This window comes from Stutzerimonas balearica DSM 6083 (assembly GCF_000818015.1).
Classification (GTDB): domain Bacteria; phylum Pseudomonadota; class Gammaproteobacteria; order Pseudomonadales; family Pseudomonadaceae; genus Stutzerimonas; species Stutzerimonas balearica.
In genome coordinates this window covers 994,857-1,011,357 of sequence record NZ_CP007511.1, presented here as the reverse complement: position 1 = coordinate 1,011,357, position 16,501 = coordinate 994,857, and the positions used below count along the sequence as shown (strand labels likewise).

General features: G+C 65.5%; 14 protein-coding genes. 8 read left to right on the top strand and 6 right to left on the bottom strand.

Annotated elements, in window-relative coordinates:
- The first annotated feature begins 79 nt into the window (after positions 1 to 79).
- Together purD and CL52_RS04570 are read left to right on the top strand one after the other, a co-directional pair.
- A complete protein-coding gene (gene purD / locus CL52_RS04575; RefSeq protein ID WP_041111164.1) occupies positions 80 to 1,372 on the top strand; it encodes a phosphoribosylamine--glycine ligase in 1,293 nt (430 codons plus the stop codon).
- A 115-nt stretch (positions 1,373 to 1,487) separates the two neighbouring features.
- Positions 1,488 to 4,271 (top strand): hybrid sensor histidine kinase/response regulator, encoded by a 2,784-nt coding sequence (locus tag CL52_RS04570; RefSeq protein ID WP_043218800.1) that lies wholly within the window; start codon positions 1,488 to 1,490, stop codon positions 4,269 to 4,271.
- A 9-nt stretch (positions 4,272 to 4,280) separates the two neighbouring features.
- On the opposite strand, the gene CL52_RS04565 is transcribed toward CL52_RS04570, so the two are convergent.
- The gene (locus tag CL52_RS04565; protein WP_043218799.1) at positions 4,281 to 5,516 is read right to left on the bottom strand and encodes a cytochrome P450; all 1,236 of its coding nucleotides are present in this window, start codon (positions 5,514 to 5,516) and stop codon (positions 4,281 to 4,283) included.
- Between the two features lie 217 nt (positions 5,517 to 5,733).
- On the opposite strand from CL52_RS04565, the gene CL52_RS04560 reads away from it, so the two are divergent.
- Positions 5,734 to 6,678: a lysylphosphatidylglycerol synthase transmembrane domain-containing protein gene (locus CL52_RS04560; protein WP_041111170.1), complete on the top strand. Its 945-nt coding sequence runs from the start codon at positions 5,734 to 5,736 to the stop codon at positions 6,676 to 6,678.
- A 75-nt stretch (positions 6,679 to 6,753) separates the two neighbouring features.
- Entirely contained in the window at positions 6,754 to 7,473 is a 720-nt protein-coding gene (locus CL52_RS04555) for a VC0807 family protein (protein ID WP_041111172.1), read from the top strand.
- 15 nt (positions 7,474 to 7,488) lie between these two features.
- Here CL52_RS04555 and CL52_RS21740 read toward each other — a convergent pair whose 3' ends face one another.
- The 5 genes from CL52_RS21740 to CL52_RS04535 form a co-directional block, all read right to left on the bottom strand.
- Complete coding sequence (locus CL52_RS21740; RefSeq protein WP_446678052.1) at positions 7,489 to 7,590, bottom strand: small membrane protein YohP; 102 nt, start codon at positions 7,588 to 7,590, stop codon at positions 7,489 to 7,491.
- Between the two features lie 56 nt (positions 7,591 to 7,646).
- Positions 7,647 to 8,546 carry an AEC family transporter gene (locus CL52_RS04550; RefSeq protein WP_043218797.1) on the bottom strand — a complete coding sequence of 300 codons (900 nt, stop codon included), beginning with the start codon at positions 8,544 to 8,546 and terminating at the stop codon, positions 7,647 to 7,649.
- Positions 8,547 to 8,632: 86 nt separating this feature from the next.
- Positions 8,633 to 9,547 (bottom strand): dTDP-4-dehydrorhamnose reductase, encoded by a 915-nt coding sequence (gene rfbD, locus CL52_RS04545; RefSeq protein WP_043218795.1) that lies wholly within the window; start codon positions 9,545 to 9,547, stop codon positions 8,633 to 8,635.
- Positions 9,548 to 9,786: 239 nt separating this feature from the next.
- Positions 9,787 to 10,494, bottom strand: coding sequence for a DNA/RNA nuclease SfsA (sfsA, locus tag CL52_RS04540; protein WP_043218794.1), 708 nt, complete (start codon positions 10,492 to 10,494; stop codon positions 9,787 to 9,789).
- On the bottom strand, positions 10,494 to 11,666 hold the full coding sequence (locus CL52_RS04535) for a pyridoxal phosphate-dependent aminotransferase (RefSeq protein ID WP_043218791.1): 1,173 nt from the start codon (positions 11,664 to 11,666) through the stop codon (positions 10,494 to 10,496). The genes sfsA and CL52_RS04535 overlap by 1 nt, the downstream gene beginning before the upstream one ends.
- Before the next feature lie 187 nt (positions 11,667 to 11,853).
- Between CL52_RS04535 and dksA the strand changes: the two genes are divergently transcribed.
- The 4 genes from dksA to CL52_RS04515 all read left to right on the top strand — a co-directional run bounded on the left by dksA (position 11,854) and on the right by CL52_RS04515 (position 16,464).
- Positions 11,854 to 12,300, top strand: coding sequence for an RNA polymerase-binding protein DksA (gene dksA, locus CL52_RS04530; RefSeq protein ID WP_041111182.1), 447 nt, complete (start codon positions 11,854 to 11,856; stop codon positions 12,298 to 12,300).
- Positions 12,301 to 12,352: 52 nt separating this feature from the next.
- Positions 12,353 to 13,264 carry a tRNA glutamyl-Q(34) synthetase GluQRS gene (gene gluQRS / locus CL52_RS04525; protein WP_043218790.1) on the top strand — a complete coding sequence of 304 codons (912 nt, stop codon included), beginning with the start codon at positions 12,353 to 12,355 and terminating at the stop codon, positions 13,262 to 13,264.
- An 85-nt stretch (positions 13,265 to 13,349) separates the two neighbouring features.
- Positions 13,350 to 13,526 (top strand): hypothetical protein, encoded by a 177-nt coding sequence (locus CL52_RS21025; RefSeq protein WP_003095129.1) that lies wholly within the window; start codon positions 13,350 to 13,352, stop codon positions 13,524 to 13,526.
- On the top strand, positions 13,510 to 16,464 hold the full coding sequence (locus tag CL52_RS04515; protein ID WP_043218789.1) for a sensor histidine kinase: 2,955 nt from the start codon (positions 13,510 to 13,512) through the stop codon (positions 16,462 to 16,464). The genes CL52_RS21025 and CL52_RS04515 overlap by 17 nt, the downstream gene beginning before the upstream one ends.
- The last annotated feature ends 37 nt before the right edge of the window (positions 16,465 to 16,501 follow it).

Genomic DNA, 16,501 nt, shown 5'->3' with positions numbered 1-16,501 from the left:
GAGCAACAGCTTTCGTAGGGTGGACAGCCGTCGCTGTCCACCGATCGGGCCACGGGCCCGACTCCCGCAGGAGAATGCAATGAACGTATTGATCATCGGCAGCGGTGGCCGCGAGCACGCCCTGGCCTGGAAGGTGGCGCAGGATCCCCGCGTCGAAAAGGTTTTCGTCGCCCCGGGCAACGCCGGCACGGCGCTGGAAGCCAAGTGCGAGAATGTCGCCATCGACGTGCTGGCCATCGAGCAGCTGGCCGATTTCGCCGCGACCAATGTCCAGCTCACCATCGTCGGCCCCGAGGCACCGCTGGTCAAAGGCGTAGTCGACCTGTTCCGCAGTCGCGGCCTGTCGATCTTCGGCCCCACCGCGGGAGCCGCCCAACTGGAAGGCTCCAAGGCTTTCACCAAGGACTTCCTCGCACGCCACGACATCCCCACCGCGGCCTATCAGAACTTCACCGAAGTCGAACCCGCACTCGCCTATCTGCGTGAACGCGGTGCACCGATCGTCATCAAGGCCGATGGCCTGGCCGCGGGCAAGGGCGTGATCGTCGCCATGACGCTGGCCGAAGCCGAGGAGGCGGTACGCGACATGCTCTCGGGCAACGCCTTTGGCGACGCCGGCGCGCGCGTGGTGATCGAGGAATTCCTCGACGGCGAGGAAGCCAGCTTCATTGTCATGGTCGACGGCGAGAACGTGCTGCCGATGGCGACGAGCCAGGACCACAAGCGTGTGGGCGATGGCGATACCGGCCCGAACACCGGGGGCATGGGCGCCTATTCGCCAGCCCCGGTGGTCACGCCCGCAGTGCACCAGCGCGTGATGGACGAGATCATCTACCCGACCGTGCGCGGCATGGCCGCCGAAGGCAACGTCTACACCGGGTTCCTCTATGCCGGTCTGATGATCGACAAGTCGGGCGCACCGAAGGTCATCGAGTTCAACTGCCGCTTCGGCGATCCGGAAACCCAACCGATCATGTGCCGGCTGGAGTCGTCGCTGATCCTGCTGATCGAGGCCGCCCAGGCCAAGGCGCTGAACAAGGTCGAAGCGACCTGGGACCCGCGCCCGACCCTGGGTGTCGTGCTGGCAGCCGGCGGTTATCCGGGCGACTACGCCAAGGGCGACGTGATCGACGGGCTCGACGAGGCGGCAGCGCTGGACGGCAAGGTATTCCATGCCGGCACCGCGCTCGACGCCGAAGGCCGGGTGGTGACGGCCGGCGGTCGGGTCCTGTGCGCCACGGCGATCGGCGAAAGCGTCGAACAGGCCCAGCAGCAGGCCTATCGCCTGGCTGAAAAGATCCGCTGGAACGGGATGTTCTATCGCAAGGACATCGGCTATCGCGCCATTGCGCGTGAGCGGTCCGACCGCTGAGCGGGCGCCTTTCGCAAATACGGGCGAAGACGCATGTGATGGCGTCTTCGCCCGATTACAGGCCGGTAGCCGCGTGACTATAATCCGCCGTCACACTCGAGAAGGGACTTCGGTCGTGGGGCGGTTCTGGATTGTCATCGCGTTGTTCCTGAGCCTGCTGGCAAACGCGGACGTGTTTGCAGCCCCGGCGTCCGACGCTCGTCTGGAAGATGAGGCCGGGCAGACCTGGCGCATGCTGATCGATCGCTCTGCGCGCCTGTCACTCGAAGAGGTCGCCGTACAGCGCCCGCTGTTCCAGCGACTCGATGCCCGTGCGTTCAGCGCGCCGGCCAGCGAGCAGGCGGTCTGGCTGCAGGTCAACCTGCCCCCCTTTGCCCAAGCCCATTGGCTCTGGCTGTATGCCCCGCGCATGCAGTACGTGGACTTCTACCTACTCAACAACGGCCAGATCGAACGGCACACCGCCACCGGAGAGCTGCGCCCGCTCAGCTCCCGGCCGTTACCCGATCGCGCCTACCTGTTCGAGTTGCCGAACGACGGTGAGGTACGCACGGCTTACATACGCCTGCAGTCGAGCCATCCGATGATGACCTGGTTCCAGGTGCTGGATGAAGCCGGCCTGGTCAAGCAGGCCAATCCGGCCTACCTGTTCGGCGCCCTGTTCGGTGCGCTCGCGCTGCTGGTGATCTATAACCTGGCGCGCTTCGCCTACACCCGCAGCTACAGCCATGTCTGGCTGGCGCTGACCCTCGCCGCGATGCTCTGCTGCGCGGTCGCCAACCTCGGCTTGCTCGCCACCTGGGCACCGCGACTGGTCTACAGCCAGCCGTTGATCGCCGACCTTTCGACGCTGGCCGGCTGCGTCGCCCTGCTCGGTTTCACCATCGCCTTCTTTCATCAGCGCAGCCGACCCTGGTGCAACTGGCTACTGGGCCTGCTGTTCAACCTCTGCCTGGCACTGGCAGGCGCGATCATGCTTGGCCCCTGGCTGTGGAACGTCTGGCTGATCTACGGACTGGTAGCGCTTGCGGTGTTCGCCTGCTTTGGTGTCGCGACCTATCACTGGCGCGATGGCTACGCTCCGGCGCGCCTGATCAGCATCGGACTGGCGCTGTTCGGCAGCACCTATCTGTTCTTCCTGCCCGCGCTGCTGGGGCTGGAGCAGTTCAAGCCAGGCCTTTTGACCGGCGGGTTGTTCAGCGCAGCGATGTCGTGCGGCCTGCTGTTGAGCCTCGCCCTGCTCGAACGCCAGCGCCAACTGCTCGCCGACAGCCGTACTCGCCATACCGCCCTGGCAGTGATGAGTGCCGAGCTGCGCACCAAGGCGGATTTCCTCGCCCGCGTCAGTCACGAGATCCGCACGCCGATGAACGGCGTACTCGGCATGAGCGAACTGCTGCTCAACACTTCGCTCTCGGCCAAGCAGCGCGACTACGTGCAAACCATCCATAGCGCCGGCAACGAGCTGCTGAATCTGATCAACGAGATCCTCGACGTCTCCAAACTGGAGAGCGGCCAGATCGAGCTGGAAGAGGTCCAGTTCGACCTCAGCGCGCTGATCGAGGACTGCCTGAACATCTTCCGGCCCAAGGCCGAACAGCAGCGAATCGAACTGGTCAGCCATATCCATCCGCAGTTGCCGGTGATCATCACCGGTGACCCCGGAAGGCTGCGCCAGGCGCTGCTCAGCTTGCTGGAGAACGCGTTCCGCCAGACCGAGGCAGGCGATCTGCTGCTGACCTCCTCGCTGGAGCATTCCAATGGCAAGCCCAGGCTGCGCATCAGCCTGCAGGACAGCGGTAAGCCGCTGGAAAGCCATGAGCGCAACGCCCTGCTCAACGCGTCCCTGGACAATCACGAGCTGCTTGCAGCCTCCAGCCATGGCGGCCGGCTCGGCCTGGTGGTAGCGCGCCAGCTGGTGCAACTGATGGGTGGCGAGCTGGGCATCCACAGCGACGACGCCGGCAATGCCGTGTGGATCAGCCTGCCGCTGAACGCCGACGACCTGCTGCATGCCTCCGCCGAATTCGACCGCACTCTGCAGGGCACCCGCTTGCTGGTGGTCGATGACAACGAGACCTGCCGCAAGGTCCTGGCGCAGCAATGCACCAGCTGGGGCATGGAGGTCAGTGCCGTGGGGTCCGGGCGGGAAGCCTTGGCCCTGCTACGCACCAAGGCGCATCTGAAGGATTACTTCGATGCGGTGCTGCTCGACCAGGACATGCCAGGCATGAACGGCATCCAGCTGGCGAGCAAGATCCGCGAGGATTTCAGCCTGACCCATGACCTGTTGCTGATCATGCTCACCGGCATGAGCAGCGCGCCGACCAAGGTCGAGGCGCGCAATGCCGGGATCAAGCGGATCCTGGCCAAGCCGGTGGCCGGCTACACCCTGCGCACGACCCTTGCCGAAGAGCTTGCCCAACGCCACAAACGCGAGGAGCGCCCGGCGCCGCCCGCACCGACCCTGCCGACAGCCACCGAAGTACCGATCGATTTCCGCATCCTGGTCGCCGAGGACAACAGCATTTCGACCAAGGTCATCCGCGGCATGCTCAACAAGCTGAACCTGACGCCCGACACAGCCAGCAATGGCGAACAGGCGCTGCTGGCGATCAAGGAGCAACCCTACGACCTGGTGCTGATGGATTGCGAAATGCCGGTCATGGATGGCTTCGAGGCCACCCGCCAACTGCGCGAGTGGGAAGCCAGCGAGGGGCGCCCACGCACGCCAGTGGTGGCGCTGACCGCGCATATTCTCAGCGAGCATCGGGAGCGCGCCCGGGAAGCCGGCATGGATGCGCACATGGCCAAGCCCGTCGAGCTCTCGCAGCTGCGCGAGCAGGTGGAGCACTGGGTGCAGTTCAAGGAGTCACGCGCCTCGTCCGAGACGCACTGATCGCGGCGCTCAAGCGACGATCTCGCTGATGACCAGGCCGCTCGCCGGCCGGGACGGCATGCGGGTCTCGTCGACGCGCAGATCCTGTTCGGGCACCCGGTAATCCATCCGCTGTGACAGCAGGCGCACCGCAGCCTTGGTCAGCTCGATCGCCGGCCGCTCACCCGGGCAGCGATGCCCTTGTGCCAGGTCCCCGCCACCCTGGGTCAGAAAGCTGTAGGCGTTGCCCTCCCAGCCAACGAATCGTTCGGGGCGGAACGCTTCAGGATCGGCCCAACTGCGCTCGTCGCGGTTGGTGCCGTAGAGGTCCAGCAGAACCCGAGTGCCCTTGGGAAAACGGAACCCACGCCAGTAAAAGTCCTCGCGAACCCGCGCGGCGGTAAACGGGAAAAAGGCGTGCAAGCGGCGCACTTCCTGGACGAAGGGCTCGACCATCCCGTCGTCCTGCCGCAGCCGCTCTCGCCACTGCCGATGCCGGGCCAGCTCCAGCGCGGCGAAGACGATGAAGCGCGATACCGCCACGGTCGGACGCAGCAGGTTCAGAAGCTCGACCGCGGCCGTGGCCAGCGGCAGCAGCTGGCCATTGGCCTCACGGTGCCAGGCCAGCGTCGCCAGCGCCGAAGCCGGCGATGCCTCGGCGCGACGGACCGAGGCGAGCAAGCCGACCGCCCACTGTTCAGCCTCACGCCGAGAGCGGCGCGCGTGCCAATGCCTCGCACCGATGCCGCCGGCACCCTCGATCAGCGCGGTCAGTTGTTCACATCGTTGCCCTACCTCCGCTTCCGGCAGCGGCACGCCCGCCCAGGTGCAGACACTGCGGGTGAGCAATTCCTCGACAGCCGGAAGCAATGTCACCTGCCCCGCCGCGCGCCACCGGGGCAGCGCCGTCAGCCACTGCTGCTGGAACAGCGCAACCAGCGCCTGCACCTGCTCGGCCCCGAGCAACTGGAGAAACATACCTTTGCGCCGCCGATGAGCTTCATCATCGAGGCCTTGCACGCCACCCTGGCCGAACAACGTCTTCTGCAACATCCGCGGAGCCGCGCCGGCGCGCTCGAAGCGACGCTCGTCATAGAACAGGCGAGCCGCTTCTTCGCCGCTGATGCACAGCGTGTTCTGCAGCAGCAGGCGCACCTGGAACACGTCACTGTGCAGTCGCCGGCAGCGCTTCTGGATGAAGGCGTTGCCATCGCTGAGCAACGCCAGCGAACCTTCGATTCGTTCCTCGCGTGGAATTTCGCTCATGGGTCTGTCCCGGCTCATTTCTCATGCTGACCATGCCCATCCGCGGGCGTGCCCGTGCGGCGACGGGCTGCAGGCTGCACTGAACAAATCCGGATTGCCGCTGCCGATCTAAGCAGTACTGGCCGAATCGAACACTTACGTGCATGCTTTGCGCCCCTGCCGGGCAAAGCGCCATATATCCAGACGCCGGACCTGCCGTAGCGAGGAGCCCCAATCGATGACGAGACGAAGCGATGTCGCCTGGACCCTGATCGGGCTCGTGGCGGTACTGCTGTCCGGCTATCTGCTGTACGAAGAGGTTCGCAACATTTCCCTGGCCGAGCTGGCCGACAGCCTGCGAGCCATTGCCCCCATGCACTGGCTGGCGGCCGCCTGCGCCACGGCCGGCGCCTACTTCGCGCTGGCCTGGTACGACCGCATCGCCATGCTCCACCTGGGCAAGCGAATTTCCTGGTGGTTCATCACGCTCTGCTCATTCACCACCTACGCGCTGGCACACAACATCGGTGCTTCGGTGTTTTCCGGTGCCGTGGTCCGCTACCGGGCCTACCGCAGCAAAGGCCTGACACCGCAGGAAATCGGCATCCTGATCGTTTTCTGCTCCTTGACCTTCGGCCTGGGCACGCTGTCGGCCGGCGGCGCGGTACTGGTGCTGAAACCCTCGGTACTTGATCGCATCGTCGAGGTGCAGCCGGCGGTTGCGATCGGCATCGGCACCTTGCTGATGGGGCTCGTCGGGCTCTACATATTCGGTGCCTGGCGCCAGCTGCGCCCCCTCAAGCTGGGCAAGTGGCAGGTGGAGTATCCACGCCTGAGGGTGGTGGCCCGTCAGCTGCTCGCCGGGCCACTCGAGCTGCTCTGCGCCGCAGCGATCATCTACGTGGCATTGCCGGTGGAGAACAATCCGGGTTACCTCACCGTTCTCGGCGTCTTCCTGGCATCGTTCTCGCTGGCCTTGCTATCGCATGCACCCGGCGGGCTCGGCGTGCTGGAGGTAACCTTTCTCGCCGCCATGCCCGAACTGGCCACTGCCGATGTGCTGGCCGCGCTCATCGTCTTCCGTGTGCTCTATCTGTTGCTGCCCTTTGCGCTGGCCATCTTCGTCGTGCTCGGCTTCGAGATAGGTCAGTGGTCCGATCGCCGCAAGCCGCCAGCGGGATGAACAAAACGCGAAGCGGGGCTGGCGACTCGACCCGACACAGGCGATCATGACCGCCCTCGAACGCGACACACCGACATGAACGACACTTCCACCGCCCAGACCGAGCACCAACCTCGCCCGCTGATCGACATGGCGGTCAGCATCGTCATCCCCTCGATCATTCTGATGAAACTCAGCGGCGAGCATCGTCTCGGCGCCGATGGCGCCCTGGTGCTGGCCCTGGCCTTCCCGCTGGGGTGGGGCCTGTGGGAGCTGGTGCGCTATCGCAAGTTCAACTGGATTGCCCTGCTCGGGCTGGTCAGCGTGCTGCTCACCGGCGGCATCGGGCTGTTGCAACTGAATACGCGCTGGCTGGCCATCAAGGAAGCGGCGGTGCCCGGGCTGATCGGGCTCGCGGTCCTGTTCTCCACGCGCACTCGCTATCCGCTGATCCGCACCATGCTCTACAACCCGAAGGTCATCAACGTCGCCAGGGTCCATGAGCAGCTCGAGACCAAGGGGCAGACCGAGCACTTCGAGAAGCGCCTGCAGCGGGCGACCTACTGGCTGAGCGGCACCTTTTTCTTCTCGTCGGCCATGAACTACGTGCTGGCAAAGTGGATCGTGCACAGCCCGGCCGGAACCGAGGCGTTCAACGAAGAACTGGGGCGTATGACGCTGCTCAGCTATCCGATGATCGCCATCCCCAGCATGCTGATGATGATGGCCATCTTCTACTACCTCTGGCGCACCATCCATGGCCTGACCGGGCTATCGCTGGAGGAGATCATGCACGCCCCCCACGAGCGCAAGTAGCGGGCGTGCCTGGCGTCAGAACACCAGCTTGAACAGGCCGATCACGACAATCAGGCCAATGATGAAGATGATGCCAGCAGTGCCACCGATGAACTTGAGCATGGGTACCTCCTTCACAGTCGTCATCCGATGGACAGCGAACGCCGTGCCGGCGTTCTCTCGAACTCACGCCGTCAGCCGGCGAGCAGATGCATCCAAAGTGGCAGACTGACCGCCGCGACCACGGTCGAGAGAAACACCGCCGAGCCGACCGGCCGGGTGTCGTCGGCATGCCGAACGAACGCCAGCACGTTCACCCCGCTCGGGCAGGCCGCCAGTAGCACCAGCACGCTGCGCGCCTCCATGCTCAGCCCGGGCAGCAGCCCCGAGAGCCACCATACCGAGAGCGGAAACAGCCCCAGCTTGATCACGCTCAGCACGAACGCCGCCGGACTTGGCCGCAATCGATAGCGCGCCAGACTCAGCCCCAGCACCAGCAGCGCACAGGGTAGCGCCGCCTGGGCCAGCCAGCCCGCCAGGCGCCAGAATGGCTCGGGTAGGTCGAGCCCCGACAGGTTGAGCAAGGCTCCGGCAACCAGGCCGACGATCAGCGGATTGGCCAGATTCTTCAGCAGCGCGGCGCCACTGACGCGCTCGCCGGAACCCAGCGCCACGTAGAAGCTCTGCAGCGAAAACAGAATCAGGCTGTGGAATACGAGAATGGCGAACACGAAAACCAGGCTTTCGCTGCCCAGCAACGTGCTGACCAGCGGAATGCCGACCAGCACGTTGTTCGAATAGGCGGCGGTGAGGCCGAGCGCCGTGGGACGACCGCGCAGCCGATGCGCCACCAGGTTGACCAGGACGAATACCAGCAGCACCGGCGCGAAGTAGGCGACCAGCAGCATCGGCGACATGCCTTCGCCCAGCTCGGCCCGGGCGATGCCGTTGAACAACACGGCCGGCATGAACAGTTTGAAGGTCAGCGACGCGAGGCCGGAACTCCCCTCCGTGCTCAACCAGCCGCGCCGCCCGATCAGCAGGCCCAGGGCAATCAAGGCGAAGATCGGCAGAATCGCTTGAACCGCTACCATGCAACGCTCCCGCCGCTCAGTACAAAGTTGGCAAAAGCGTCAAGAATACCGGCCACGCCGCGCAGGCGCACGCTTGCCGGCGCGAATCAGGCGAGCGAGGCGTGTGCGCTGCGTGCTGACGCCATGGACAAGCGCTCCAAGACGTCGGCGAGATCCTGCCGCCAGTCGCGCTGGGCTATCCCGAAGGCCTGTTCCAAGCGGCTGCAGTCAAGCACTGACCAGGCCGGCCGCTGCGCGGGTGTAGGGTAGTCGAGCGTCGCGATCGGGCTGACCTGCGGCAGCTGCGCAAGCAGCCCGATCCGGCCGGCCTGCCGAAAGATTTCTTCGGCGAACTCGTACCAGCTGCACGACGGCGAGCCGCTGTAGTGGTAGAGGCCCCAGGCCAGCGAGCCCTCCCGGCCATAGCGGCGCGCCAGCTCGAGCAGCACCTCGGCGATGCTGCCAGCCGCCGTCGGACCACCCATCTGGTCGCTGACCACACCCAGCGCGTCGCGCTCGCCGCCCAGACGCAGCATGGTCTTGACGAAGTTGCGCCCGTGCACGCCGTAGACCCAGCTGGTGCGCAGGATCAGATGCCTGTCCAGACATTCGCGTATCGCATCTTCGCCGGCCAGCTTGCTGGCACCGTAGACGCCGGTAGGTCGCGTGGGGTCGCTCTCGCGATAGGGCGCTCGACCATCACCGGCGAAGACATAATCGGTGGACAGATGCAGCAGCGGAATGCCGGCGCGCGCAGCAGCCTCGGCCAGGTGGCGCGGGCCGTCTCGATTGACGGCGAAGGCCTGCTCGACCTCCGTCTCGGCATGATCGACATGCGTATAGGCGGCCGCATTGATGATCAGTTGAGGCTGAAGCTGCCAGAGATCACGCTCGATCTGTACCGGGCAGCCGATATCGAGCTGCTGGCGGCTTCGCCCGATCGCCGTCATGCCGAACGCCGCCGCCCTCTCGACCAGCTCGCGGCCGACCTGCCCGCTCGCGCCACATACCAGAATCCGCATCGTGTAATTGCCCCGTCGATGACACGCCCGCTGCCAGCGTGCGCCTTGGAATGATTGCCGAGCCAGCCGACCACCCCGAGCCGACGTAGCCCTTCGTCCCGCTCGTTTATCGACCGTCAGGCTGCTTGCCGGAGCTGCGCTCAACCGATCTCCGCACGCAGCCTCGTTGAGGCTCGCAAACGGCCGCTTTGTTCCGCGCCCGTATCATTCAGCTACAACTTTGGTCGCAAGCTTGAGTATCAGAGGAGCACCGGCACCCGCCGCGCCAGGCGGATTTCCTCGGGAGACAGCTCCGCCGCATAGGCGAGCACCTCGACGCCGGCCGCCCGCGCATCCTGCAGCGCCGCATGGTAAGCCGGATCGATCTCCCGGGCGGCGCGGACCGCCTCGACGTCAGTCAGATTCACGCAGTACAGCAGCACCGCCCGGACACCCGCACGCGCCTGGGCCGCGAGCTCTCGCAGGTGCCGCGCCCCCCGCGCGGTGACCGCATCGGGAAAGGCTGCGATCGGGTCGTCGGCAAACCCAAGCGTGACGCTTTTGACTTCCACGTAGACCTCGCCACGGGGAAAGCTCAACTGAAAGTCCACTCGGCTGTTTTCCTGGCCATAAGCGACCTCCCGCCGCAGCGCGGTAAAGCCATCCAGCTCGGCGATCACACCGGCGAGCAGCGCTTCTTCGACCAGCCGATTGGCCCGCGCCGTATTCACGCAAGCCAGGCGCCCATGTGGTGTCTGCACCAGCTCCCAGGTGCCCGGCAGCTTGCGACGCGCATCGTTATGACGGGAAAACCATACGCGCGCGCCCTCCCCCATGCAGTTGAGCATCGAACCGGTGTTGGGGCAGTGGATGCACAACGGCTCGCCGCCATCGGTCAGCACGTCGGCGAAGAAGCGCTTGTAACGACGAACCAACGTGCCCGTCTCGAGCGGCTGCGGGTAACGCATCAGGGTCGCCAGCTCTGCAGGCCACGGGCGATGCGCGCCACCGCCTGCTCCAGCACCGGCAGCGCCTGGGTATAGGCGAATCGCACATGGTGCCCGGCCTGGTAACGACCGAAATCGAGACCGGGCGTGATGGCGACGAACTCGGTTTCCAGCATGTGCTGACAGAATCGGTAGGCATCGCCGCCGAAGGCGCGGATATCGGCATACAGATAGAAAGCGCCCTGCGGCTCCACCGCTATCACGAAGCCCAACTCGCGCAGCGCCGGCAGCAGGAAGTCACGACGCCTGGCGAACTCGGCGCGACGCGCCTCGAGGATTTCCAGCGTCGGCGCCTCGAAACACGCCAGCGCCGCATGCTGGGCCATGCTCGGGGCACTGATGTAGAGGTTCTGCGCCAGCTTCTCCAGCTCCGGCACCGCGGCCGGCGGGGCGACGAGCCAGCCCAGCCGCCAGCCAGTCATGCCGAAGTACTTGGAGAAACTGTTGAGTACGAAGGCCTGGTCGTCGACTTCCAGAACACTGGGCGCGTCCATGCCGTAGGTCAGCCCGTGATAGATCTCATCGACCACCAGGTGGCCGCCGCGCGCGCGCAATGCAGCCGAAAGCGCCGCCAGCTGTGCGCGATCCAGCACCGTGCCGGTGGGATTGGCTGGCGAGGCCACCAACGCGCCGACGCTGGCGGCGTCCCAGTGGCGTTCGACGAGTTCGGGCGTCAGCTGGTACTGGCTCTCCGGGCCGACCGGCACCAGCTGCGCGGCCCCTTCGACCAGGCGCAGGAAATGCCGATTGCACGGGTAGCCGGGATCGGCCAGCAGCCAGTGCTTGCCCGGATCGACCAGCAGGCTGCTGGCCAGCAACAGGGCACCGGAGCCACCGGGCGTCACAAGAATGCGTTCGGGGTCTATGGTTAAACCATGGCGCAGCCCATAAAAGGAAGCGATCGCCTCGCGCAGCTGCGGCAAGCCTCGCGCGGCGGTGTAGCGGGTGTGGCCGGCCGCGAGTGCCGCCTGCCCCGCCGCGACGATGGGCGCCGCCGTGGTGAAGTCGGGTTCGCCGATTTCCAGGTGAATGACGTCATGGCCCTGAACCTGCAGCTGATTGGCCCGGTCCAACAACGCCATGACATGAAAGGGTTCGATCGCACGGCTGCGTGCGCTGAAAGACGAGGTCATCGGACCTACCTGATCGGTCAAAACAGGGATTCTAACCAAGGCCCCGCAAAGCCAGAAGCCACCATCGTTTAGGGGAGTAGCGCGCCCCGAGCCGATCTGGTAAGTTCGCCCGCTTGCAGCCGCAGGGCCGGCACGGGCCGGCGGGGACCACCATCTGCGCAATGGACATAGCGAGAGGCGTTCATCCATGCCCATTACCAAAGCGACACCGACTAGCAGTCAACTGATTCGCGCCTTCGAGCCGTACAAGGAAGCCCCCGGCGAGGAGTACATGAGCGACAAGATGCGCGCTCATTTCACCGGCATCCTGAACAAGTGGAAGCAGGAGCTGATGGAGGAAGTCGATCGCACCGTGCACCACATGCAGGATGAGGCCGCCAACTTCCCGGATCCGGCCGACCGCGCCAGCCAGGAAGAGGAATTCAGCCTGGAGCTGCGCGCCCGCGACCGCGAGCGCAAGCTGATCAAGAAGATCGACGAAACCCTGCAGCTGATCGAGGACAACGAGTACGGCTGGTGCGAGTCCTGTGGTGTCGAGATCGGTATCCGCCGCCTCGAAGCCCGTCCGACCGCCACGCTCTGCATCGACTGCAAGACGCTGGCCGAGATCAAGGAAAAGCAACTCGGTTCCTGATCCCGACGGGGCGCTTAGGCGCCCCGCTTCTTTTCCCCCTGTCGCCCCATCGATGCCCGCCCGTTCCACGCCCACTGCCGCAGCCGAACGCTATGTCGGGCGTTTCGCACCTACCCCCAGTGGCCTCCTGCACTTCGGCTCACTCGTAGCCGCGCTGGCCTCCTACCTGGATGCGCGTGCCGTCGGCGGCATCTGGCTGCTGCGCATGGAAGACCTGGATCCACCGCGCGAGATGCCCGGCGCGCAGGACGCCATCCTGCATACGCTCGAAGCCTACGGTATGCAGTGGGACGGGCCGGTTCTGCGCCAAAGCGAACGTCTCCCCCTCTACAACGCGGTCATCGACGACCTGCTTGCCCGCGGGCTGGCTTACCCTTGCAACTGTTCGCGCAAGCAGCTGCAAGCCCATGCCGGCGTTTACCCGGGCTTCTGTCGTGACGCCAACCTGCCGCTGCAGGACGCCGCCATCCGTCTTCGCGTACCAGCCCGCGAGTACAGCTTCGACGACCGCGTACAGGGTGAGTTTCACCAGCACCTGGGACGCGAGGTGGGCGATTTCGTCATTCGGCGGCGCGACGGCCTGATCGCCTACCAGCTCGCCGTGGTGCTCGATGACGGCCAGCAGGGCGTGACCGACGTGGTTCGCGGCGCCGACCTGCTCGACTCCACGCCACGCCAGCTCTACCTGCAGGAGCTGCTGGGCCTGACACGTCCGCGTTACCTGCATTTGCCGCTGATCATCCAGCCCGACGGCCACAAGCTGGGCAAGCGCTACCGCTCACCGCCGCTGCAGCCCCACGAGGCCGCGCCTCTGCTGTTGCGCGCATTGCGCGCGCTCGGCCAGCAGCCGGACCCGGCATTGGCGCAGGGCACGCCGGAGGAGGTGCTGCGCTGGGCGACAGCCCACTGGGATGCGACGCGCATTCCTCGCTGCCGCACGCTGGCCGAGGCCCAGCTGCGCTGATCGCACGCGCTTCGCAGAGGCAGCGCGCTTCTAGCCGGCAGCTGCTTCCTTTACCATCGGGCCCACTTCCGATGTGAGAGGCGGCATGTACATCTACCGACTGGTGCTGCTCCTGGTGGTGGGGATTTACCTGTTCTCCCCAGCCATCATGGACTGGTGGATCGACCCCAACGGCGCGTGGTATCGGCCCTATCTGCTGTGGCTGATCCTCATCGTGGTGACCTTCATCCTGCAGAGCCAGCGTGATGCCGACGAACTTTAGCCTGAGCCACCTGGTACTGATCAGTGCCGCCTACCTGCTGGCGTTGTTCGGCGTCGCCTGGTTCAGCGAACGTGGGCTGATCCCGCGGGCGATCATTCGCCATCCGCTGACCTATACGCTGTCACTCGGCGTCTATGCCAGCGCCTGGGCCTTCTACGGCACGGTCGGGCTGGCCTATCAGTACGGCTATGGCTTTCTCGCCACCTACCTGGGCGTGTGCGGTGCCTTCCTGCTGGCACCCGTGCTGCTCTACCCGATCCTGCGTATCACGCGCACCTATCAGCTCGCCTCGCTGGCCGACCTGTTCGCCTTTCGCTTTCGCAGCACCTGGGCCGGCGCGCTCACCACGATCGTCATGCTGGTCGGCATGCTGCCGTTGCTCGCCCTGCAGATCCAGGCGGTGGCCGACGCGATCGGCATCCTGACCCTGGAGCCGATGCAGGAGCGCGTCGCGCTCGGCTACTGCGCACTGATCATGCTGTTCACCGTGCTCTTCGGTGCACGCCATATTGCCGCCCGGGAGAAACACGAAGGTCTGGTCTTCGCCATCGCCTTCGAGTCGGTGGTCAAGCTGGCAACCTTTGGCGCGATCGGCCTGTATGCGCTCTATGTGGTATTCGGCGGCCCGCACCAGCTGGAGCTCTGGTTGCTGCAGAACCAGTCGGCGCTGCAGGCGTTGCATACGCCCCTGCAGGAAGGGCCCTGGCGCACACTGCTGCTGGTATTTTTCGCCTCGGCGATCGTCATGCCGCACATGTTTCACATGACCTTTGCCGAAAACATCAACCCGCGTGCGCTGGTCAGCGCCAGTTGGGGGCTGCCGCTGTATCTGCTGTTGATGAGCCTGGCAGTACCGCTGATCCTCTGGGCCGGGCTCAAGCTCGGGGTAAGCACCAACCCGGAATACTTCACGCTTGGTCTCGGCATTGCCGCCGGCAACGAAGCGCTGGCACTGCTCGCCTTTCTCGGCGGCCTGTCGGCTTCCAGCGGGCTGATCATCGTCAGCACCCTGGCCCTGTCGGGAATGGCACTCAACCACCTGGTCCTGCCGCTCTACCAGCCGTCCTCGGAAGGCAACATCTACCGCTGGCTGAAGTGGACGCGGCGCAGCCTGATCCTGGCGATCATCCTGGCCGGCTACGGCTTCTACCTGCTGCTCGGCGCCGAGCAGGACCTGTCGAACCTGGGGATCGTCGCCTTTGTCGCGACCCTGCAGTTCCTTCCTGGCGTGCTCTCGGTGCTCTACTGGCCGACCGCCAATCGGCGCGGCTACATCGCCGGGCTGGTGGCGGGAATCGGCGTCTGGCTGACCACCATGCTGCTGCCGCTGGTCGGCAACCTGGATGGCTTCTACATCCCCTTGCTGAACATGGTCTACGTGCTGGACGACACCAGCTGGCACCTGGCGGCAATTGCCTCGCTGGCAGTGAATGTCCTGGCCTTCACCCTGGTTTCGCTGTTCACCGACAGCAGCCCGGAGGAGCAGAGCGCGGCCGAGGCCTGCGCCGTGGAAAATCTGCGGCGACCGCAGCGCCGCGAACTGCTGGCCGCCTCACCCCAGGAGTTCGCCACCCAGCTGGCCAAACCGCTGGGCGCCAAGATCGCCCAGCGCGAGGTCGAACAGGCCCTGCGCGACCTGAAGATGCCCTTCGACGAGCACCGCCCCTACGCCCTGCGCCGGCTGCGCGATCGCATCGAAGCCAACCTGTCGGGCTTGATGGGCCCTAGCGTCGCGCAGGACATCGTCGAAAATTTCCTGCCCTACAAACATGGCACAGAGGGCTACGTCACCGAGGACATCCACTTCATCGAGAGCCGCCTGGAGGATTACCACTCGCGCCTGACCGGCCTGGCCGCCGAGCTCGACGCCCTGCGCCGCTACCACCGGCAGACCCTGCAGGAGCTGCCGATGGGGGTCTGCTCGCTGGCCAAGGATCAGGAAATCCTGATGTGGAACCGTGCCCTGGAAGAGCTGACCGGCATTCGCGCGCTGCAGGTCGTGGGCTCGCGGCTGCCCACCATCGCCGAACCCTGGCGCAGCCTGCTGGTGGATTTCATCGCCCAGGCCGACGAGCATCTGCACAAGAAGCGCCTGTCGCTCGATGGCACCCGGCGTTGCCTGAACCTGCACAAGGCGGCCATCGCCGAACCACTGGCGCCCGGCAACAGCGGCCTGGTCCTGCTGGTCGAAGACCTCACCGAGACCCAGGAGCTGGAGGATCGGCTGGTGCATTCCGAGCGCCTGGCCAGTATCGGCCGGCTCGCCGCCGGGGTCGCCCACGAGATCGGCAATCCGATCACCGGCATCGCCTGCCTGGCGCAGAATCTGCGCGAAGAGCGCGAGGGCGACGGGGAGATCATCGAGATCAGCAGCCAAATCATCGAGCAGACCAAGCGCGTCTCGCGGATCGTGCAGTCGTTGATGAGCTTCGCGCATGCCGGCGGCCGCCAGCAGAGCCTGTATCCGGTGAGCCTGCGCGACATCACCCAGGAAGCCATCGCCCTGCTCTCGCTCAACCGTCAACGCACCGAAGTCCGCTTCGTCAATCAGTGCCACGCCGAGCACCTGGCCGAGGGCGACGCCCAGCGCCTGGCCCAGGTGGTCATCAACCTGCTGTCCAACGCGCGGGACGCCTCGTCGCCAGGCGGCACGATCCGCATCAGCAGCGAGCAATCCGAGCAGACGGTCTACCTGATCGTCGAGGATGAGGGCAGCGGAATTCCCAAGGCCATCCAGGATCGGCTGTTCGAGCCATTCTTCACCACCAAGGACCCTGGAGAGGGCACCGGGCTGGGCCTCGCGCTGGTCTATTCGATCGTGGAAGAGCATTATGGCCAGATCGATATCGACAGCCCGGCTGACCCGGTAACGCAGCGCGGCACCCGTTTCCGCATCACCCTGCCGCGGCATGTCGAGGCATCACATGCCGCAAGTTGAAGAGGCGACGCCGTCCGGCTCGACGCCGGGACGCCTC